This window comes from Methylobacterium sp. J-090 (assembly GCF_022829345.1).
In the GTDB taxonomy this organism is placed as follows: domain Bacteria; phylum Pseudomonadota; class Alphaproteobacteria; order Rhizobiales; family Beijerinckiaceae; genus Methylobacterium.
Window position 1 is genome coordinate 15,777 of sequence record NZ_JAKSXV010000066.1, and the last position, 20,217, is coordinate 35,993.

The following is a 20,217-nucleotide window of genomic DNA, read 5'->3' on the forward strand; positions in this document are numbered from 1 at the left end:
CAATCCCCGGCAACCCCGATCCGACGAAAAGTGACGATGGCGAACAGCATGGAGCACGACCCCACGGTCGAGACCGACGCGGCCGCGCAGGCCGAATCGACGCCCGAGGGCGCCCCGGAGGCCCCGGCGCTCGCCGCCCTCGTGGCCGAGCGCGACGAGTTCAAGGACCGCGTCCTACGGACCCTGGCCGAGATGGAGAATCTGCGCCGGCGGACCGAGCGCGAGGTCGCGGATGCCCGCACCTACGCCGTCACCAACTTCGCCCGCGACATGCTCAACGCCGCCGACAACATCCGGCGCGCCCTCGAGAGCGTGCCCGAGGCCGAGCGCGCCGGGGCCACCGGCGCGTTCAAGGCGCTCCTCGACGGAATCGAGCTGACCGAGCGCGACCTCGGCAAGACCCTGGAGCGCCACGGCGTGAAGGTCATCGATCCGAAGGGCCAGCGCTTCGACCCGAACCGCCATCAGGCGATGTTCGAGGTGCCCGATGCCGAGGTTCCGAGCGGCACCGTCGTGCAGGTGATGCAGTCCGGCTACGTCATCGGCGACCGGACCCTGCGCCCGGCCCTCGTCGGCGTCGCCAAGGGCGGTCCGAAGGCGGCCGCCGCCAATCCGGCCGACGCGGCCTGAGGGCACCCCGCTTCTTCCAGGCGATCCCGCTCGGAAACGGAAGGGCGACGGGGCGACAGGCCCCCGTCGCCCTTCGGCGTTTCGAGCGCTACTTCAGCTGCACGCTGTCCACGACCTCGCGAAAGTGCGCGAGGACGCCCTCGCGGTGGTCGGCCCGCACGACGCCGACGGCGCGCAGGTACCCGTCGGGGGCGAAACGGATGGTCTGCGAGATCACGACCGGCGTGCTCGAGGCGATATCCGTCGCCCGCGCCACGATCTCGTGCCAGTCGACGCCCTTCTGGCGGTAGCTCTGCGAGCGCTCGACGATGAAGTCCTTCATGGTCTGGTTCGAGGCCAGAGCCGTGCGGGCGAAGGCCTCGCGCTGCTCGGGCTGGGGCGGGGGCTGGACCGCCTGGGCCAGCACCAGGATCGGCTGTTCGAGGCCGAGCATCTGGTCCTTGGGACCCTGCGTCATCAGGACGGAATTGCCGGCCAGCACCCGCACCGGCCGGAAGCCGGCCGGATCGCCGATCCGGAACGGCAGCGCGGCGACCTGCTGCTCCAGGGTGAGTTCGGGACGGATGTGGACGCCCGTGAGCATGGCCACCATGCTCTCGTCGGTCTCGGCGTCGGGGGTGGTCTGGGCGATGATGATGCCCGTCACCGTGGGATCGCCGACCAGCAGCATCCACTTCTTGATCGACGGGCCCGCGCTCGGATCGGCCGCCGGCTGCTCGCCGGTGAACAGCACCGCATCGACGTCGCCCGCGACCTTGATCGCCTGACGGTTCGAGACGACGAAGCCCTGCTGCTTCAGGTTCGCGTCGGTGAAGCTCTGCTCCAGCTCGGCGAAGGCGTTGGGCGGCAGTTCGACCACCGAGACCGTGGCGCCGCCCTCCACCCGCTCGAACCCGGAGAACCGCTTCGACGAAACCATGTCCGGCGGTGGCTGGAAGCCGAAGCGGGAGCTCGGCGGAAACACCGGGTCGGCCGCGCGGCCCGCCTGCGTCAGGCCGAGGAGGAGGGCCAGGATCGTGACGGGACGGGCGAGGCTACGCAGACGCATCGAGTCGTTTCTCCGCAAGAGCCCGGTCTCGCGCCGGGCCTCGGTCCCATCCGACGCCGGACGGGGCCCATGGCGATGGGTCGGCCCCAGCCCCGCCCGTGTCAAGCCGTCGGCGCCCGCTCGGGCCGCGTCACGCGGCGCAGGGTGAGGTTGCATCGCCCGTCCGGAGGCAGGAACGCAGGCATGCCCTCGCCGCCGAGGAGATCGGGTGGGCGCGGCAGGATGCGGTCGATGCCGTGATGGACGAGGCGCGCGGCCCCGCCCATGACGAGGGCGTCGCCCGCGTTCAGGCGGACCGAGCGCGTCGGATCGCCCCGGTTCACGCCGCCGTAGCGGAACAGGGCGGAGGCCCCGAGCGACAGGGACAGGACGGGGGCGTCGAGGGCCGCCTCGTCGCGGTCCTGGTGCAGGCCCATGCGCGCGTCGGCGGCGTAGAGGTTGACGAGGGCTGCCTCGGGCGGGTCCGGATAGCCGGCGAGGTCGTCCCAGGCGCGCAGGGCGACGTCGGGAATCGCCGGCCACGGCGCGCCCGTTTCGGGGTGATGGGCCTGGTAGCGGTAGCCGGCGGCGTCCGAGACCCAGCCGAGGGGACCGCAATTGGTCATGGTCACGGAGAACGGCCGCCCCGTGCGCGGCATCCGGGGCCGGTAGGGCGGCGCCACCGCGAGGCGGGCGGCGAGCTCCGCCGCCAGGCGCGTGCGGGCGGGCCCGTCGAGGTAGCCGGGGTGGAGGATCAGCCCCGGCAAGAGTTCGACCGAAACGGGTTCGATCGAAACGCGTTCGACCGGAACGCGTGCGACGGGCGGCGCCATCACACGTCGTGATCGATGTCGCGCTCCAGGACCGACTTGCTCTCCACCGTGGTGTCGGCCTTGAGGTGGTAGACCAGGGGGATGCCCGTGGCGATCTCGAGGCTGGCGATGGTCTTGGTGGTCATGCCGTCGAGCACCATCACGAGGGCGCGCAGGGAATTGCCGTGGGCGGCCACGAGCACGCGCTCACCGGCCATGACGCGGGGCAGGATGGTCTGGATGTAGTAGGGCAGCACCCGGGCGGCGGTGTCCTTGAGGCTCTCGCCGCCGGGCGGCGGGATGTCGTAGGAGCGGCGCCACTGGTGCACCTGGGCGTCGCCCCAGCGCTCGCGGGCATCGTCCTTGTTGAGGCCCGACAGGTCGCCGTAATCGCGCTCGTTGAGGGCTTCCGAACGGATGGTCTCCACGTCGGGCTGGCCCATCTCCTCCAGCATCAGCGCGCAGGTGCGCTGGGCGCGGCGCAGGTTGGAGGTGAAGGCCACGTCGAACCGATGGCCCTGCTCGCCGAGCCAGCGGCCGGCGGTCCGGGCCTCGGCGATTCCGAGTTCCGTCAGCTCCGGATCGCGCCAGCCCGTGAACAGCTTCTTGAGGTTCCACTCGCTCTGGCCGTGGCGAGCGAGGACAAGCAGGCGCTCCATCGCGGATCGATCCCCTGAATCTGATTATGGTGCGACGCAGCATGAGGCTGAGCCGGTCGGGTATGTGGGCGCCCGAAGCTGAACGGGCAATGACGACAGGCCCTTATCAGAGCCCGAGGACGTCGGCCATGCCGTACAGACCCGGCGGGCGGTCGAACGCCCATTGCGCTGCACGCACGGCGCCGCGGGCGAAGATGCCCCTGTCCTCGGCGTGGTGGCTCAGCGTCAGGCGCTCGCCCGCGCCGGCGAAGACGACGCTGTGGTCGCCCACCACCGTGCCGCCGCGCAGGGTGGCGAAGCCGATGTCGCCGGGCCGGCGCGCACCCGTATGGCCGTCGCGGGTCGAGACCCGGGTGTCGGCCAGCGCGACGCCGCGCCCCTCCGCCGCCGCCTCGCCCAGCAGCAGGGCGGTGCCGGACGGGGCGTCGACCTTCATGCGGTGATGCATCTCGACGATCTCGATGTCGAAGTCCTCGCCCAGGGCCGCGGCGACCTTGCGCACGAGGCCGGCGAGGAGATTGACGCCCAACGACATGTTGCCCGAGCGCACGATGCGGGCGTGGTGGGCCGCCGCCGCGAGCTTCTGCAGATCCGCCTCTTCCATGCCCGTCGTGCCGACCACGTGGACGATGCGGGCCTGCGCCGCGAGTTCGGCGAAGAACGTGGTGGCGGCCGGCGTCGTGAAGTCGAGGACGCCCTCGGCGGCGGCGAAGGCCGGCAGGGGGTCGTCGGTGACGGGCACGCCGAGGGGCGCGAGGCCGGCGAGCACGCCGGCATCCTGGCCGAGCACGGGCGCGCCCGCGCGCGCGATGGCGCCCGACAGGGTGCAGCCCTCGGCTTCCGCCACCGCGCGGATCAGCATCCGCCCCATGCGCCCGCCGGCGCCGACCACCACGAGCCGCATCCCGTGCCCTTTCCGAATGACGTCAGCCTTGTGCGGTACAGCCTCGGGTGAATGCTGCCAAGGCGAAGGCTGCGAAGGAAGGCCGCCAAGGACAGCGACGCCATCGCTCAGCGTGGGGGCAGCAGGGGCCCGAGCACGTCGGTGACGCCGTTCACGGTGATCTGTGTGCCGACGCACAGGAGCAGGAAGGCGAAGAGGCGTCCGAGCACCCGTGCGCCCACGGGGCCGATGAACATCACCACCCGGTCGGCCGAGCCGTAGACGAAGCGCACGATCACCGCGATGGCCAGGGCCGCGAGCGACATGCCGATGTAGAAGCCGATCCGGTCCGGTCCCGGCGCCGGCCGGTTCGAGCCGAGCGCGATGGCCACCGCGATGGTGCCGGGGCCGGTGGTGAACGGCAGGGTGAGGGGGAAGAACGCGAGTTCGGCGAGATTGTCGGGCGTGCTCCCCTTGGCCTCGGCGTGCTTGCGGGCCTCGCGCGCTTCCGGCGCCGTCAGCAGGGTCCAGGCCGAGGCCGCCACGACGAGGCCTCCGGCGATGCGGAGTGCGGCGAGGGACACACCGAAGAAGTTGAGGATCGGCGCCCCCGCCCACAGGGCCGAGAGCATGATCAGCGCCGCGTAGAACCCGATGCGCTTGGACAGCTCCACCCGCTCGGCATGGGAGTTCTGCGCCGTGACCTGGGCGAAGATCAGCGCCGAGCCGATGGGGTTCACGATGGAGAACAGGCTCGACAGGGCGAGCACGAAGCTCTGCAACGCGGCCTCTGGGGCGAAGAAGGACAGCATGGATCAGCCGGGGGAGGGGGCCGGCACCAGGGCGCGGGCCGGGGCGAGGCGGGTCGCGCGCCGGACCCGCCGGACGGCGACGGGCCGGTAGAGCTGCTTGGTCGCATCCACCACGTGCAGCCCGGCGAAGGGCAGGGACAGGCCGGTGCCGAGGCGCTCCCAGGCCCCCGCCGTCTGCAGCCAGACGCGGCTCTGCACGGGCGGCATGTACAGGGCCTCGGCCCAGCCCTCGGGCGAGAACTGGGTCGTGCGCATGAGCCGGGCGAGCTGCGAGCGGCTGTAGGGCTGGCCGTGGCCGAAGGGGGTCGCATCGCGCCGGGCCCAGACGCCCCGGCGGTTCGGCACCACCAGGATCATCCGTCCCCCCGGGGTCAGAACCCGCCAGACATCCTGCAGGAGTTCCGTGGGGCTCTCGACGGATTCCAGCGCATGGACCAGGATCACCCGGTCCACGGCAGCCTCGGGCAGAGGCATCATCGTCGGGTCGGCGAGCGCCGAGCACGAGCGTCCGCTGCCGGGCCAGTTCACCACCCCCTGCGTCGCCGGCATGAAGGCCAGCGTCCGCTCGGCGATGACGTGGACGGGCCCGAGATAGGGCGTGGCGTAGCCGAGCCCCAGGACGCGCAGGCCCGAGACCGAGCCGAGGAAGCCGTGGATCGCGCGGGCGACGATGCGGTGCGTCACCCCGCCGAGTGGGCTGGCGTAGAAGGCGCGCAGGTCGGTGACGTCGAGGCGCATGGCGGGGGTCCGGCGCGGCCGGCGTATCTGTCCGGAGGATCGGCGAGGGCGCTCCCGCATCAATGGGGGGGCGAGCCGCCTCCGGCAACCCCGCCAACCCCGAACCACGAAACTCCGAGCCGCGAAAACCCGCCGGAACCGGATCTCGCCCGGCCCGGTTCCCCGCCGACATCGGACCGCAACGCCAAGAACGCCGAGGACAACGCCATGCCCGCTTCCCGACCGGACATCCGGACCTTCCTGTGCCGCAGCGACAACATCGGCGTGCTCCTGCACGACCCCGAGACGGGCGCCTGCGCCGCCATCGACGTGCCGGAAGCCGCCCCCGTCCTCGCGGCCCTCGACGCGGCCGGCTGGACCCTCACCGACATCCTCGTGACCCACCGGCACACGGATCACATCGAGGGCATCGCCGAGGTGAAGCGGCGCACGGGCGCCAGGGTCACGGCGCCGGCCCGGGCGGGTTTGGCCGTTCCGGAGGTCGATGTCGCCGTGTCCGAGGGCGACGTGGTGCGGGTCGGGTCGCTGTCGGCCGAGGTCTGGGAGACGCCGGGGCATTGCGCCGACCACGTCACCTACTGGTTCGAGGCGGCCGGCCTGGTGTTTGCCGGCGACACCCTGTTCACCCTGGGCTGCGGCCGGGTGATGGAGGCCGAGCCGGAGGTGCTGTGGCGTTCGCTCCAGCGCTTCGACGGCCTGCCCGACGACACCCGGGTCTATAGCGGGCACGATTACGTCCTGTCGAATGCCCGCTTCGCGCGGGCCGCCGAGCCCGGCAACACGAGGCTGGCGGCCCGGATGGACGAGGCCGAGCGGGCCAAAGCGGAAGGTCGCTTCCTCGTTCCGACAACCCTGGGTGACGAGCGGGCGACCAATCCGTTCCTGCGCGCCGGCGAGCCGGCCCTGGCACACGCAGTGAATCTCAGCGCCGGAACCGAGGCGGTGCACGTGTTTACTGCATTGAGGGCCTGGAAGAATAAGTTCTGACCCGCTAAAGGGCGGGACAGCGTCTCGCATTTGCGAGACGCTGGGCCTCGCAGACGTACACGTCGTGGTGATCGACGCTGGCGATTTGACAAGGAGGTCCGCCCCTCCTCCAGCCATGGCCGGTGTTCCCGAACGATGCAGCCTCCCGGCCCGCCCTTCGTCTTTGGGAAAGGCCTTGCCGCGGTCAACGATTCCGAGGGCCATAGCCTCGACGACGGACCCCGGAAGCCATCCTCCGATCGCTCCTCGGCCAACCGTGCCGGCCGCTCCGCGCCGCGCACCGCGCCCATCGCCGTGGATGCACGGCTCCTGGCCGTGGCCACCGAGCACCTGCGCCGCCTCGGCCCGAAGCGGGTGACGGTGGTGGCCGTGGCGGCGGAAGCCGGCATGACCCACGCCAACGTCTACCGCTATTTCCCGTCGAAGGACGCGCTCCTCGACGCCGTGGCCGGACGCTGGCTGCGCGACGTGGAGGCGGAACTCGCCCGCATCGCCGATGCGCCCGACCCCGCCGACGACAAGATCGAGCGCCTGCTCTCGGCCCTCGCCTCGGCGCAGCGATCGACCCTCGCCAACGAGCCGAACCTGTTCTCCGTCCACCTCGACGCGGCCGTGGGCGCGCGGCCCATCGCCCGGCGCCACCGGGTCCGCCTGCGCGGCCTCGTCGAGCGGGTGGTGGAGGAAGGCATGGCGACGGGCGCGTTCGTGGCGCGCGATCGCGAACGGGCCATCGCCTACATCTTCGACGCGAGCTACCGCTTCACCCATCCGCTGGCGATCCAGCACGATGCCGACCTGCCGGGAGACCTCATCGAGGCCCGCCTCGGTGCCGTGATTCTCGCCATCCAACGGGTGCTCCGGACGGGGGCGCTCTGACCTCCGTGACAGAACGATTCCTCTGTCACCGGCAAGATTTCAGCCTTCGGCGCGACTGCGAATTTGCCTAAAGCCTTCGCAACTTTATGTTTTCGCCTCTGCCTCGCCGAGGCGTCCGAGGCACGGTCTGGCCCGGACCCTGCAGGGCCGATCCATCATCGGTTGAAGACGTGGGCCTTTTCCGCCACACACCGCCGCAACGCACACACCGCCGAAGAAGGCTTGGCCCACGAAGGCTCGGCGGCGCAAACCGCCGACGCTGGGAGCGCCCCGTCACACAAGCGGAACACCGCCCATCCATACCCGATCACCGGAGGCTCGTTTTACCCATGGCACGCAGCAAGATCGCGCTCATCGGCGCCGGACAGATCGGTGGCACCCTCGCGCATCTGGCCGGGTTGAAGGAACTCGGCGACGTCGTCCTGTTCGACATCGTCGATGGCGTGCCCCAGGGTAAGGCCCTCGACATCGCCGAATCCGCCCCCGTCGACGGTTTCGACGCCGCCTATTCGGGCGCGAGCGACTATGCCGGCATCGCCGGTGCCGATGTTGTGATCGTCACGGCCGGCGTGCCGCGCAAGCCCGGCATGAGCCGCGACGACCTCATCGGCATCAACCTCAAGGTGATGGAGGCGGTGGGCACCGGCATCAAGGAGCACGCCCCCGACGCCTTCGTGATCTGCATCACCAATCCCCTCGACGCGATGGTGTGGGCCCTGCAGAAGTTTTCGGGATTGCCGACCAACAAGGTCGTCGGCATGGCCGGTGTGCTGGACTCGGCTCGGTTCCGCCACTTCCTCGCCGACGAGTTCAAGGTCTCGGTGGAGGACGTGACCGCCTTCGTGCTCGGCGGCCACGGCGACGACATGGTGCCGCTGGTGCGCTACTCCACCGTGGCCGGCGTGCCGCTGACCGATCTGGTCAAGCTCGGCTGGACCACCCAGGAGAAGCTCGACGCCATGGTCGAGCGCACCCGTAAAGGGGGCGGCGAGATCGTCAACCTGCTGAAGACCGGCTCGGCCTTCTACGCGCCCGCCGCCTCCGCCATCGCCATGGCCGAGAGCTACCTGCGCGACAAGCGCCGGGTCCTGCCCTGCGCCGCCTATCTCGACGGCGAGTACGGCATCGACGGCATGTATGTCGGCGTGCCCATCGTCATCGGCGCGAACGGCGTCGAGCGCATCCTCGAAGTCACCTTCAACGACGACGAGAAGGTGATGTTCGACAAGTCCGTGAACGCCGTGAAGGGCCTCATCGAGGCCTGCAAGACCATCAACCCGGCGCTCGCCTAAAAAGACGGAGGCTCGACGGCGGACCGCGCAGGCGGTCCGCCCGAGCGAAGCCCCACCGAAACTGGGAGGCCCGGCCCGGCCGGGACGAGGGAGGAGTTTGGCATGAACATCCACGAATACCAGGCCAAGGCGGTTCTCAAGGAGTTCGGCCTGCCCGTCTCGCGCGGCGTGCCGATCTTCAAGGCCGAGGAGGCCGAAGCCGCGGCGAGGGAGCTCGGCGGCCCGGTCTGGGTGGTGAAATCCCAGATCCATGCGGGCGGGCGCGGCAAGGGCACCTTCAAGGGCGCCCCCGAGGGTGCCAAGGGCGGCGTGCGCGTTACCAAGTCCCTCGACGAGGTCAAGCAATTCGCCGGCGAGATGCTGGGCCAGACCCTGGTCACGATCCAGACCGGCGAGGCCGGCAAGCAGGTGAACCGCCTCTACATCGAGGACGGCGCCCAGATCGAGGCCGAGTTCTACCTCTCCATGCTGGTGGACCGCGAGACCGGACAGGTCGCCTTCGTCGTCTCGACGGAGGGCGGCATGGACATCGAGACGGTGGCCCACGACACGCCGGAAAAGATCGTCACCTTCTCGGTGGACCCCGCCACCGGCGTGATGCCCCATCACGGCCGCGCCGTCGCCAAGGCGCTCGGGCTCACCGGCCCGCAAGCCAAGGAGGCGGGTGAACTCACCACCAAGCTCTACACGGCGTTCACCGCCAAGGACATGAGCATGCTGGAGATCAACCCCCTGGTGCTCACGGGCGACGGCCATCTCAAGTGCCTCGACGCCAAGATCTCGTTCGATTCGAACGCCCTCTACCGCCACCCCGACATCGTGGCCCTGCGCGACGAGACCGAAGAGGACGCCAAGGAGATCGAGGCCTCCAAGTACGATCTCGCCTACATCGCGCTGGACGGCACCATCGGCTGCATGGTCAACGGCGCCGGCCTCGCCATGGCGACCCTGGACATCATCAAGCTCTATGGCGAGGAGCCGGCGAACTTCCTCGATGTCGGCGGCGGCGCGAGTGAGGAAAAGGTCACGGCGGCCTTCAAGATCATCACCGCCGACCCGCAGGTGAAGGGCATCCTGGTCAACATCTTCGGCGGCATCATGAAGTGCGACGTGATCGCCAACGGCGTGATCGCGGCGGTGAAGGCGGTCGGCCTCGAAGTGCCCCTAGTGGTGCGGCTCGAAGGCACCAACGTCGAGAAGGGCAAGGAGATCATCCGGAATTCCGGCCTCAACGTGATCCCGGCCGACGACCTGGATGATGCCGCGCAGAAGATCGTCGCCGCCGTGAAGAAGGGCTGAGAGTACCCATGTCCATCCTGATCGACGCGAACACCAAGGTCATCTGCCAGGGTTTCACCGGCAAGAACGGGACCTTCCACTCCGAGCAGGCCATCGCCTACGGCACCAGGATGGTCGGCGGCACCTCGCCGGGCAAAGGCGGCGCCACGCATCTCGGCCTGCCGGTCTTCGACACGGTGGCGGAGGCCCGTGAGGCCACGGGCGCCGACGCCTCCGTGGTCTACGTGCCGCCGCCCGGTGCCGCCGACGCCATCTGCGAGGCGATCGCGGCGGAGATACCGCTGATCGTCTGCATCACCGAGGGCATTCCGGTCCTCGACATGGTGCGGGTGAAGCGCTCCCTGGAGGGTTCGAAGTCCCGCCTCGTCGGCCCGAACTGCCCCGGCATCGTCACCGCCGGCGAGTGCAAGATCGGCATCATGCCGGCCAACATCTTCAAGCCGGGCTCCGTCGGCATCGTCTCGCGCTCGGGCACGCTCACCTACGAGGCGGTGTTCCAGACCACCAATGCCGGCCTCGGCCAGACCACGGCGGTGGGTATCGGCGGCGACCCCGTGAAGGGGACCGAGTTCATCTCCATGCTCGAACTGTTCCTCGCCGACGACCGGACCGAGTCCATCGTGATGATCGGCGAGATCGGCGGCTCGGCCGAGGAAGAGGCGGCGCAGTTCATCGCCGACGAGGCCAGGCGCGGCCGCAAGAAGCCCATGGTCGGCTTCATCGCCGGCCGCACGGCGCCTCCGGGCCGCCGCATGGGACACGCCGGCGCCATCATCTCCGGCGGCAAGGGCGGCGCCGAGGACAAGATCGCCGCGATGGAAGCGGCCGGCATCCGGGTCTCGCCCTCGCCGGCGCGCCTCGGCAGCACCCTGGTCGAAGTTCTCAAGGGCTGACGCCGACGGGATGCGCAAGCCTGTGTTGCGCCGCATTCAGGCGCGCGCACCCATATGAGGCACCAACGGACGCGGTTCGACCGCGTCCGGTCTTCGAAATCCGATCCCTGGCGCCCGGCGCCGGATCGGGCGGCGGTCGCTCCGGACGGGGGGACCTTGAGCCAAGCGGTAGGATGACTGAACGATGGCACGCCAGGACGCGCTCGAAACCTCGTTCCTCTACGGCGGAAACGCCGCCTACATCGAGGAGCTGCAGGCGGCCCATGCCCGCGATCCGAACTCCGTCGACCCGGAGTGGCAGGACTTCTTCCGCTCCCTGAACGAGGACAAGGGCGCGGCCGAGAAGAACGCCGCCGGCGCCTCGTGGCAAAAGCCGAACTGGCCGGTCCACGCCAACGGCGAGATCGTGTCGGCGCTCGACGGCAACTGGGCCACCGTCGAGAAGGCGATGGGCGAGAAGATCCGCGCCAAGTCGGACACCGCGACGGCGCCGGCCAAGGGCACCGTCGTGGCCTCGGCCCCCGGCATCTCCGTCGAGCAGGCGACCAAGGATTCCGTGCGCGCGATCATGCTGATCCGCGCCTACCGCATGCGCGGCCATCTGCATGCCAAGCTCGATCCCCTCGGCCTCGCCCCGCGCGGCGACCACGAGGAGCTGCACCCGCAGCATTACGGCTTCGAGGAGAAGGACTGGGACCGCCCGATCTTCCTCGACAACGTGCTCGGCCTCGAATTCTCGACGATCCGCGAGATCGTCGAGATCCTGGAGCGCACCTACTGCCAGACACTGGGCGTCGAGTTCATGCACATCTCCAACCCGGAGGAGAAGGCGTGGATTCAGGAGCGCATCGAGGGCAAGGGCAAGGAGATCACCTTCACCCCCGAGGGCAAGCGCGCGATCCTGAACAAGCTCATCGAGGCGGAAGGGTTCGAGAAGTTCCTCGACCTCAAGTACACCGGCACCAAGCGCTTCGGCCTCGACGGCTCGGAGGCGATGATCCCGGCGCTCGAGCAGATCATCAAGCGCGGCGGCGCGCTCGGCGCCCACGAGATCGTGCTCGGCATGGCCCATCGCGGCCGTCTCAACGTGCTCTCCAACGTGATGGCCAAGCCCTTCCGGGCGATCTTCAACGAGTTCAAGGGCGGCTCGGCCAACCCGGCGGAAGTCGAGGGCTCGGGCGACGTGAAGTACCACCTCGGCGCGTCCTCGGACCGCGCCTTCGACGGCAACAACGTCCACCTGTCGCTCACCGCCAACCCGTCCCACCTCGAGATCGTCGATCCGGTGGTGCTCGGAAAGGTGCGCGCCAAGCAGGACCAGCGCGCCAACCCGCATGTCCACCGCACCAGCGTCGTGCCGCTGCTCATCCACGGTGACGCCGCCTTCGCCGGACAGGGCGTGGTCGCCGAGTGCCTCGGCCTGTCCGGCCTGAAGGGGCACCGCACGGGCGGGTCGATCCACTTCATCATCAACAACCAGATCGGCTTCACCACCGATCCGCGCTTCTCGCGGTCCTCGCCGTACCCGTCGGACGTGGCCAAGATGGTGGAAGCCCCGATCTTCCACTGCAACGGCGACGACCCCGAGGCCGTGACGTTCGCGGCCAAGATCGCCATCGAGTACCGGCAGAAGTTCGGCAAGCCCGTCGTCATCGACATGCTGTGCTACCGCCGCTTCGGCCACAACGAGGGCGACGAGCCGGCCTTCACCCAGCCGAAGATGTACCAGCGCATCCGCAAGCACCCGACGGCGCTCGAGACCTACGGCAAGAAGCTCGTCGCCGAGGGCGTCCTGTCCCAGGAGCAGCTCGATACCCGAAAGGCCGAGTTCCGCGCGATCCTCGATGGCGAACTCGAAGTCGCCAACAACTACAAGGCCAACAAGGCCGATTGGCTCGACGGCCGCTGGTCCGGCTTCAAGGCCGTGCGCGAGGATGTCGACGATCCGCGCCGCGGCAAGACCGGCGTGCCGGCGGAGATCCTGCGCGAGATCGCCCAGCGCATCACCACGCCGCCGCCCGGCTTCCACCTGCACCGCACGATCCAGCGCTTCTTCGACAACCGCGCCAAGGCGGTGGAGAGCGGCCAGGGCATCGACTGGGCGACGGCCGAGGCCCTCGCCTTCGGCTCCCTGCTGCTGGAGGGCCACCGCGTCCGCCTCTCGGGCCAGGATGTCGAGCGCGGCACCTTCTCCCAGCGCCACGCCGTGGTGATCGATCAGGAGAACGAGCAGCGCTACACCTCGCTCAACTCCATCCGCGAGGGCCAGGCGAGCCTTGAGGTCATCAACTCGATGCTCTCGGAAGAGGCGGTGCTCGGCTTCGAGTACGGCTACTCGGCGGCCGAGCCCAACGCCCTGGTGCTGTGGGAGGCGCAGTTCGGCGACTTCGCCAACGGCGCCCAGGTGGTCATCGACCAGTTCATCTCGAGCGGCGAGCGCAAGTGGCTGCGCATGTCCGGCCTGACCCTGCTGCTGCCCCACGGCTACGAGGGCCAGGGGCCGGAGCATTCCTCGGCCCGCCTGGAACGCTTCCTGCAGATGTGCGCCGAGGACAACATGCAGGTGGCCAACTGCACCACGCCGTCGAACTACTTCCACATCCTGCGGCGCCAGCTCAACCGCGAGTTCCGCAAGCCGCTGATCCTGATGACGCCGAAGTCGCTCCTGCGTCACAAGCGGGCGGTCTCGACCATCGACATGATGGCGGAGGGATCGAGCTTCCACCGCGTGCTGTGGGACGACGCCGAGCGCGAGGACGACACCACCAAGCTCGTCAAGGACGACAAGATCCGGCGCGTCGTGCTGTGCTCGGGCAAGGTCTACTACGACCTCTACGACGAGCGCGAGAAGCGCGGGCTCAACGACGTCTACATCCTGCGCGTCGAGCAGCTCTATCCGTTCCCCCTCAAGGCGCTGGCCGGCGAGATGTCCCGCTTCCGCAACGCCGAGGTGGTGTGGTGCCAGGAGGAGCCGAAGAACATGGGTCCCTGGGCCTTCGTCGAGCCCTACCTCGAATGGGTGCTCGGTCAGGCCCAGTCCTCGGTCAAGCGCGCCCGCTACGTCGGCCGCCCGGCCTCCGCCTCCACGGCGGTGGGCCTGCTTTCCAAGCACCAGGCCCAGCTCCAGGCCTTCCTCAACGAGGCGCTGGCGGTCTGACGCCGCACCGCGTTCCCGATCTGACCGCGCACCGGCGCGCCCGATAATCCAGGCGGACACACACCATGGCAACCGACATCCTCGTCCCGACGCTCGGCGAATCCGTGAGCGAGGCCACCATCGGCCGGTGGTTCAAGAAGCCGGGCGACACGGTGGCGGCCGACGAGCCCCTGGTGGAACTGGAGACCGACAAGGTCACCCTCGAGGTCAACGCACCGGCCGCGGGTGAGCTCGGCGAGATCCTGGTCAAGGACGGTGAAACCGTCGAGCCGGGCGCGCTGCTAGGCTCCATCGTCGAGGCCACCGGCGGTGCCAAGGCGGCGGCTCCGAAGAAGACCGAGCAGAAGGCCGAGACCCGTTCCGAGGCGCCGGCCGAGGACAAGGGTGAGCGGAAGTCCGCCGAGGCACCGGCCGAGAGTTCGTCGGCCGGCTACGGCAATCACGGCGATGGCGCCCCGGCTCAGGCCCGCGAATCCGGCGACAACGGCCCGGCCGTCTCCAAGATGGCCCGGGAATCCGGCATCGATCCCGCAACTCTGAACGGCTCGGGCAAGGACGGTCGCGTCACCAAGGGCGATATGCTGGAGGCCAAGGCGAAGGGACCGTCGGCGCCGGCGGCGGCCCCCGCCAAGGAGGCCAAGCCCGCCGCCCCGCGTGCGCCGTCGAAGCCGGACGATGCGGCCCGCGAAGAGCGCGTGCGCATGACGAAGCTGCGTCAGACCATCGCCCGCCGTCTCAAGGACGCGCAGGACACCGCCGCGATGCTGACGACGTTCAACGACGTCGACATGTCCGCCGTGATGGCCATGCGGAGCCAGTACAAGGACATCTTCGAGAAGAAGCACGGCACCAAGCTCGGCTTCATGGGCTTCTTCACCAAGGCGGTGATCGGCGCCCTCAAGGACGTGCCGGCCGTCAATGCCGAGATTGACGGGCAGGACCTCGTCTACAAGAACTATTACCACATCGGCATCGCCGTCGGCACCGACAAGGGCCTCGTCGTGCCGGTGGTGCGCAACGCCGACGACCTCTCCATCGCGGGCATCGAGAAGACGATCGCGGGCTTCGGCAAGAAGGCCCGCGACGGCAAGCTCTCCATCGACGAGATGCAGGGCGGCACCTTCACCATCACCAACGGCGGCATCTACGGGTCGCTGATGTCGACCCCGATCCTCAACGCGCCGCAATCGGGCATCCTCGGCATGCACCGCATCGAGGAGCGTCCCGTCGTGCGGGGCGGAAAGATCGAGGCGCGGCCGATGATGTACCTCGCCCTGTCCTACGATCACCGCATCGTCGACGGGAAGGAGGCCGTGACCTTCCTCGTGCGCGTCAAGGAAGCCCTGGAGGACCCGGCACGCCTCGTGCTCGACCTCTAAGGCCCGGCAGCTGCCGTCCGCCGGCCGCGTCGATCGCGGCCGGACGCTTCCGCGCGCTTCGTATCCGATGGTGGGGCATGACCCGCCGCCCAATTCAGCGAGTCAGAATCCCATGTCCTACGATCTCGTCGTCATCGGTACCGGCCCCGGCGGCTATGTCTGCGCCATCCGGGCGGCCCAGCTCGGTCTGAAGACCGCCGTGGTGGAGAAGCGGGCGACGCACGGCGGCACCTGCCTCAATGTCGGCTGCATCCCGTCCAAGGCCCTGCTCCACGCCTCCGAGGCGTTCGAGGAGGCGGGCAAGCACTTCGCCGACATGGGCGTGATCGTGAACACGCCCGAGCTCGATCTCGCCAAGATGATGGCGTTCAAGCAGGACGGCGTCGACGGCAACACCAAGGGCGTCGAGTTCCTTCTGAAGAAGAACGGCATCGACAGCTATCGGGGAACCGCACGCCTCGCGGGGGCCGGCCGCGTCGAGGTGCTGTCGGAGGATGGCGGCAACCAGCTTCTCGAGACGAAGAACGTCGTCATCGCCACGGGCTCGGACGTCACGAAGCTCCCCGGCGTCACCATCGACGAGACCATCGTGGTCTCGTCCACCGGCGCTCTCGAACTGCAAACGGTGCCCAAAAAGCTCCTGATCATCGGCGCCGGCGTCATCGGCCTCGAACTCGGCTCGGTCTGGCGCCGCCTCGGCTCCGAGGTCACCGTGGTCGAGTATCTCGACCGGATCCTGCCGGGCATGGACGGCGAGGTCGGCAAGCAGTTCCAGCGCATCCTCGGCAAGCAGGGGGTGCAGTTCAAGCTCTCGTCCAAGGTCACGGGCGTCGAGGTCAGCGATGGCGCCGCCACCGTCACGGTGGAGCCCGCCGCCGGGGGCGAGGCCGAGAAGCTGGCCGCCGACGTGGTGCTCGTGGCCATCGGCCGGGTGCCCTACACCGAGGGCCTCGGCCTGGAGACGGTGGGGGTCGGCCTCGACAACAAGGGCCGCATCCAGACCGACAGCCACTACGCCACCAACGTCACCGGCATCTACGCCATCGGCGACGTGATCAGCGGGCCGATGCTGGCCCACAAGGCCGAGGACGAGGGCGTGGCCGTGGCCGAATTGCTCGCCGGCCAGTCGGGCCACGTCAATTACGGGGTGATCCCGAACGTGGTCTACACCTATCCCGAGGTCGCCTCGGTCGGAAAGACCGAGGAAGAGCTGAAGAAGGACGGCATCGCCTACAACAGCGGAAAATTCCCCTTCACCGCCAACGGCCGCGCCAAGGTCAACCACACCACGGACGGCTTCGTGAAGATCCTGGCCGATGCCACCACCGATCGGGTGCTCGGCGTCCACATCGTCGGAGCGGATGCGGGCAACCTCATCGCCGAGGTCGCGGTGGCGATGGAGTTCGGGGCGAGCGCGGAGGATGTCGCGCGCACCTGCCACGCCCATCCGACCCTCACCGAGGCGGTCAAGGAAGCGGCCCTCGCCGTGGCCAAGCGCGCGATTCACATCTGATGGCACCCGGCGGGCCCGCAGATGCGAGCCCGTCTCAGGATTCCGTCGGCACCAGGGGCGGCAGGCGGGAGAGGCGCAGCGCGATGGCGAGGGCCAGCCCGTAGAGGCTCGCGAAGAACATCACCACGCCGGTCCAGCCCGAATGGGCGAAGAACCAGCCGCCCGCCGTGCCGAGCACCGACGAGCCGAGATAGTACAGGCACAGGTACACCGACGAGGCCTGGGCCCGGTCGCGCAGGGCCCGGCGCCCGATCCAGCTGCTCGCCACGGAATGGGCCCCGAAGAAGCTCACCGTGACCACGACGATGCCGAGGATGATGAGCCAGAGTTGGCTCGACAGGGTCATGGTGATGCCGCCCAGCCCGAGCAGGATGGCGAGCCACAGCACCTTGCGGCGCCCGAGCCGGCTCGCGATCTCGCCCGTGAGCGCCGAGGAGAACGTTCCGAACAGGTAGACCACGAAGATCGCCCCGATGGCGGTCTGGCTCAGGTCGAATGGCGGATCGAGCAGGCGAAAGCCGATGTAGTTGTACACACTGACGAACCCACCCATGAGCAGGAACGCCTCGGCGAACAGCCACGGCAGGCCCGGATCGCGAAAGTGCTGGCCGAAGGTGCCGGGCACCTCGCGCCAGCGCATCCGGTTGGCGGTGAAGCGCTGTGAATCCGGCAGGCTGAAGAGGAAGGCGATGGCCGCGAGCAGGGCCAGGACGCCGATGGTGCCGAGACCCCAACGCCAGGAGGCGTGGTCGGCGATGATGCCCGCGACGAGGCGGCCGATCATGCCGCCAAGCGCGTTGCCGCCGATGAGGAGCCCCATGGACAGGCCGATGGCGCGCCCGTGCATCTCCTCGCTGAGATAGGCCATCGCCACCGCCGGCAGGCCGCTGGCCGCGAGTCCCGTCAGGGCGCGCAGGGCGAGGAACCCGTGCCAGCTCGGCACCAGGACCGCCACGATGGTGAGTACCGCCGAGGCGAACAGGGATGCGACCATGATCGGCTTGCGCCCCCAGACTTCGGAGAGGGGGCTCACCACCAGCAACGCGATGGCCAGCATCGCGCAGGGCAGGGAGAGGGCGAGGCTGCTCTCGGCCGGCGAGACGTGGAATTCCTCGGCGAAGACCGGCATCAGGGGCTGCACCCCGTAGAGCACGGCGAAGGTGGAGAATCCGGCCGCCGCGAGCGCCAGGGTGGTACGGCGGAAGGCCGGCGTTCCGGCCTCGATCAACCGGGGTTGCGTCTCGTCCATGCCGGCTCCCGTCTCGGATCGACGCGCCGGTTCAGCGACGAGCCGTGTCCGGACGCCCTTCCGGATGACCCGTGCGCGACCGGTATATAGGTCGGGGCCGGGGACCGGAAACTGGTCCCGCATCGCCGCGGAGCGATTCCGATCGGGACCGGCTCGGCGCGAGGCGCCGGACATCCGGACGGCTTTCACCGGACTCCCGTTGCACCGGCATGCCCGGAGCGAGAGCCGGCCGTGGCCGAGAGGCACGCGAACCGCCCCGGCCAAATCCCTTCGGTCCAGCCAGCGGGAGGTCTACCGTGGCGCCGGAGCGGCGTCCCCCTGTTGCTGGATCAGCGGGGTGATGCGGCGGACCGTGACCCTGCGGTTCTCGCGCGAGGCGTTCTGGGTGTTCACCTTGAGGGACTGCTCTCCGTAGCCCTGCGTGGTCAGGTTCTCCGGTGGCACGCTGAAGTTCTGACTCAGCACGGTGGCCACGGACTGGGCCCTGCGGTCCGACAGGGACAGGTTGTCGACGTCCGACCCCACCGCATCGGTGTAGCCCTCGATAAGGAACACCTCCTGCGGATTGGCCTTGATCGCCCGGTTGATCGCCGCCGCGATGGTGGAGAGGCGTGCAGCCTGATCCGGCGTCACCGTGAACGAGCCCGTGTCGAAGGTGATCGTGTCGATGTCGATGCTTCGCATCCGGGCGCGCAGCTGCGGGCTGTAACGCACCTGATCCAGGGTGTAGCGCCGGTCCACTGCCACCACCGGCGGGGCTGAGAGGGCCTCGTAGACGGTACCCTCGTCGGCGCCGTCGTAATCCACCACGTAGCGGTTGCGCGGGATGCGGATGTCCGGCGGGGGCAGATCGACCACGTCGTCGTAGATCGGCCGCCGCGCGCCGCCGCCGAAGGCGTTGTCGATAATCACGACCTCGCGGCCATCGCGGAACCGGCGCGACCGACGCACGAGCCGGCCGTCGTCGTCGACGATGGTGACGATCTGCTCGCCGCCCGGCCGATCGAGATACGTGATCGTGTCGCCGCCGCGCCGCTCGCTGCGATAGCCGCCGCGACCGAGATCGCGGAAGCGTTCGTTCTCGTCGTGCCGGATGAAATAACTGTCACGGTCGCGCACGATGATGCGGCCGGGCTCGCGGATGTAGGTCCGGCCATCCTCCTGGAACTCGCGCCGGTCGCGGCGGACCCGGTCGAAGTCACGGGTCTCGTCGTCGTCTCGAAACCCGCCAGGGATGTAGCCGGGCCGGCCCGGGGCGTTGAAGCCTGAGCGCGGACCGGCGCGCTCGAACGCGTCGCGGCGCTCGCGGTCCTCGCGCCGGTCGTCGCTGCGCCGATCGTCACCGCGCAAGGTCTCGTCACGCGGGCCACGGTCGCGCACCCCTTGATCGCGCGGGTCCTGGTCACGCGGGCCACGGTCGCGCAGGCCGTCGTCGCGATTGCCGCGCGGGTCGGTCCGGTCCGGCGGCACACCCGGTCCCCGTCCGTCCGCGCCCGGCGCGCCGGGTGGAGTGAACGGGCGCCCCGGCACGCCGGGTCGAGCGTTCGGCGCGACCGGGGGCGTGCTTTCAGGAGTGGGCTGCGGCGCAACCTTCGGCGCCGCCGGTTCCGTCGGCGATTGAGTGGCTCGGGGATCGGCCGGCTGAGCCGGCCTTGCGGGTTGAGCCGCGTTGGGAGCGCGCGGGTCGGCGGCCGCGGGTGGGGTCGGCCGGTTCGGTGACGGGGGAACCTGCCGCTCAGCCGGGGCGGCATCGGGACCGCGCCGTCCCGGCTCGGGCGCATTCGGACGCTCGGGCTCCGTACCCGGCGCGCGCCGGCTCGGCTCGGCCGGACGGGCCGGCGCCGGCTCGGGCACGCGCTCCCGGGTGGCTGGTGGACTCTGCTGCTCCTGCCGGCCGGGACGCTCCTGTCTCTCAGGACGCTCCTGTCTCTCAGGGCGTTCTTGCCGATCGGGGCGCTCCTGCCGAGGCGCCGGACGTTCCCCTGTCCCACGGTCCTCCCGGGGATCGCTG

At 69.6% G+C, this 20,217-nt stretch carries 17 protein-coding genes; 9 read left to right on the forward strand and 8 right to left on the reverse strand.

Annotation, left to right across the window (positions count from 1 at the left end; translation table 11 throughout):
- Positions 1-36 precede the first annotated feature (36 nt).
- Entirely contained in the window at positions 37-630 is a 594-nt protein-coding gene (gene grpE / locus MKK49_RS10295) for a nucleotide exchange factor GrpE (protein ID WP_244028141.1), read from the forward strand.
- An 88-nt stretch (positions 631-718) separates the two neighbouring features.
- Here the strand turns inward: grpE and MKK49_RS10300 are convergent, their stop codons facing one another.
- The 6 genes from MKK49_RS10300 to MKK49_RS10325 form a co-directional block, all read right to left on the reverse strand.
- A complete protein-coding gene (locus MKK49_RS10300) occupies positions 719-1,678 on the reverse strand; it encodes a hypothetical protein (RefSeq protein WP_244028142.1) in 960 nt (319 codons plus the stop codon).
- A gap of 101 nt (positions 1,679-1,779) precedes the next feature.
- The gene (locus MKK49_RS10305; protein ID WP_244028143.1) at positions 1,780-2,490 is read right to left on the reverse strand and encodes an alpha-ketoglutarate-dependent dioxygenase AlkB; all 711 of its coding nucleotides are present in this window, start codon (positions 2,488-2,490) and stop codon (positions 1,780-1,782) included.
- Complete coding sequence (locus MKK49_RS10310) at positions 2,490-3,128, reverse strand: 2,3-bisphosphoglycerate-dependent phosphoglycerate mutase (protein WP_244028144.1); 639 nt, start codon at positions 3,126-3,128, stop codon at positions 2,490-2,492. Before MKK49_RS10310 ends, MKK49_RS10305 begins: the two co-directional genes overlap by 1 nt.
- Positions 3,129-3,234: 106 nt before the next feature.
- Positions 3,235-4,032 carry a 4-hydroxy-tetrahydrodipicolinate reductase gene (gene dapB / locus MKK49_RS10315; protein ID WP_244028145.1) on the reverse strand — a complete coding sequence of 266 codons (798 nt, stop codon included), beginning with the start codon at positions 4,030-4,032 and terminating at the stop codon, positions 3,235-3,237.
- A gap of 107 nt (positions 4,033-4,139) precedes the next feature.
- Positions 4,140-4,823, reverse strand: a complete 684-nt coding sequence (locus tag MKK49_RS10320) for a MarC family protein (protein WP_244028146.1) — start codon at positions 4,821-4,823, stop codon at positions 4,140-4,142.
- A 3-nt stretch (positions 4,824-4,826) separates the two neighbouring features.
- Complete coding sequence (locus MKK49_RS10325) at positions 4,827-5,561, reverse strand: class I SAM-dependent methyltransferase (RefSeq protein ID WP_056090835.1); 735 nt, start codon at positions 5,559-5,561, stop codon at positions 4,827-4,829.
- Between the two features lie 207 nt (positions 5,562-5,768).
- Between MKK49_RS10325 and gloB the strand changes: the two genes are divergently transcribed.
- The 8 genes from gloB (at position 5,769) to lpdA (ending at position 16,957) form a co-directional block, all read left to right on the forward strand.
- The gene (gene gloB / locus MKK49_RS10330) at positions 5,769-6,548 is read left to right on the forward strand and encodes a hydroxyacylglutathione hydrolase (protein WP_244028148.1); all 780 of its coding nucleotides are present in this window, start codon (positions 5,769-5,771) and stop codon (positions 6,546-6,548) included.
- Between the two features lie 294 nt (positions 6,549-6,842).
- Positions 6,843-7,424 (forward strand): TetR family transcriptional regulator, encoded by a 582-nt coding sequence (locus tag MKK49_RS10335; protein ID WP_056091556.1) that lies wholly within the window; start codon positions 6,843-6,845, stop codon positions 7,422-7,424.
- Positions 7,425-7,753: 329 nt separating this feature from the next.
- Positions 7,754-8,716: a malate dehydrogenase gene (mdh, locus tag MKK49_RS10340; protein WP_244028152.1), complete on the forward strand. Its 963-nt coding sequence runs from the start codon at positions 7,754-7,756 to the stop codon at positions 8,714-8,716.
- Positions 8,717-8,818: 102 nt separating this feature from the next.
- The gene (gene sucC, locus MKK49_RS10345; RefSeq protein ID WP_244028154.1) at positions 8,819-10,015 is read left to right on the forward strand and encodes an ADP-forming succinate--CoA ligase subunit beta; all 1,197 of its coding nucleotides are present in this window, start codon (positions 8,819-8,821) and stop codon (positions 10,013-10,015) included.
- 8 nt (positions 10,016-10,023) lie between these two features.
- Complete coding sequence (sucD, locus tag MKK49_RS10350; protein ID WP_244028157.1) at positions 10,024-10,908, forward strand: succinate--CoA ligase subunit alpha; 885 nt, start codon at positions 10,024-10,026, stop codon at positions 10,906-10,908.
- A gap of 184 nt (positions 10,909-11,092) precedes the next feature.
- Positions 11,093-14,065, forward strand: a complete 2,973-nt coding sequence (locus MKK49_RS10355; protein ID WP_244028160.1) for a 2-oxoglutarate dehydrogenase E1 component — start codon at positions 11,093-11,095, stop codon at positions 14,063-14,065.
- A gap of 65 nt (positions 14,066-14,130) precedes the next feature.
- The gene (gene odhB / locus MKK49_RS10360) at positions 14,131-15,444 is read left to right on the forward strand and encodes a 2-oxoglutarate dehydrogenase complex dihydrolipoyllysine-residue succinyltransferase (protein ID WP_244028162.1); all 1,314 of its coding nucleotides are present in this window, start codon (positions 14,131-14,133) and stop codon (positions 15,442-15,444) included.
- 112 nt (positions 15,445-15,556) lie between these two features.
- Positions 15,557-16,957, forward strand: coding sequence for a dihydrolipoyl dehydrogenase (gene lpdA, locus MKK49_RS10365; protein ID WP_244028163.1), 1,401 nt, complete (start codon positions 15,557-15,559; stop codon positions 16,955-16,957).
- 34 nt (positions 16,958-16,991) lie between these two features.
- Here the strand turns inward: lpdA and MKK49_RS10370 are convergent, their stop codons facing one another.
- Together MKK49_RS10370 and MKK49_RS24645 are read right to left on the reverse strand one after the other, a co-directional pair.
- A complete protein-coding gene (locus MKK49_RS10370; RefSeq protein WP_244028164.1) occupies positions 16,992-18,206 on the reverse strand; it encodes an MFS transporter in 1,215 nt (404 codons plus the stop codon).
- Positions 18,207-18,497: 291 nt separating this feature from the next.
- Entirely contained in the window at positions 18,498-19,676 is a 1,179-nt protein-coding gene (locus tag MKK49_RS24645) for an OmpA family protein (RefSeq protein ID WP_313899157.1), read from the reverse strand.
- Between the last annotated feature and the right edge of the window lie 541 nt (positions 19,677-20,217).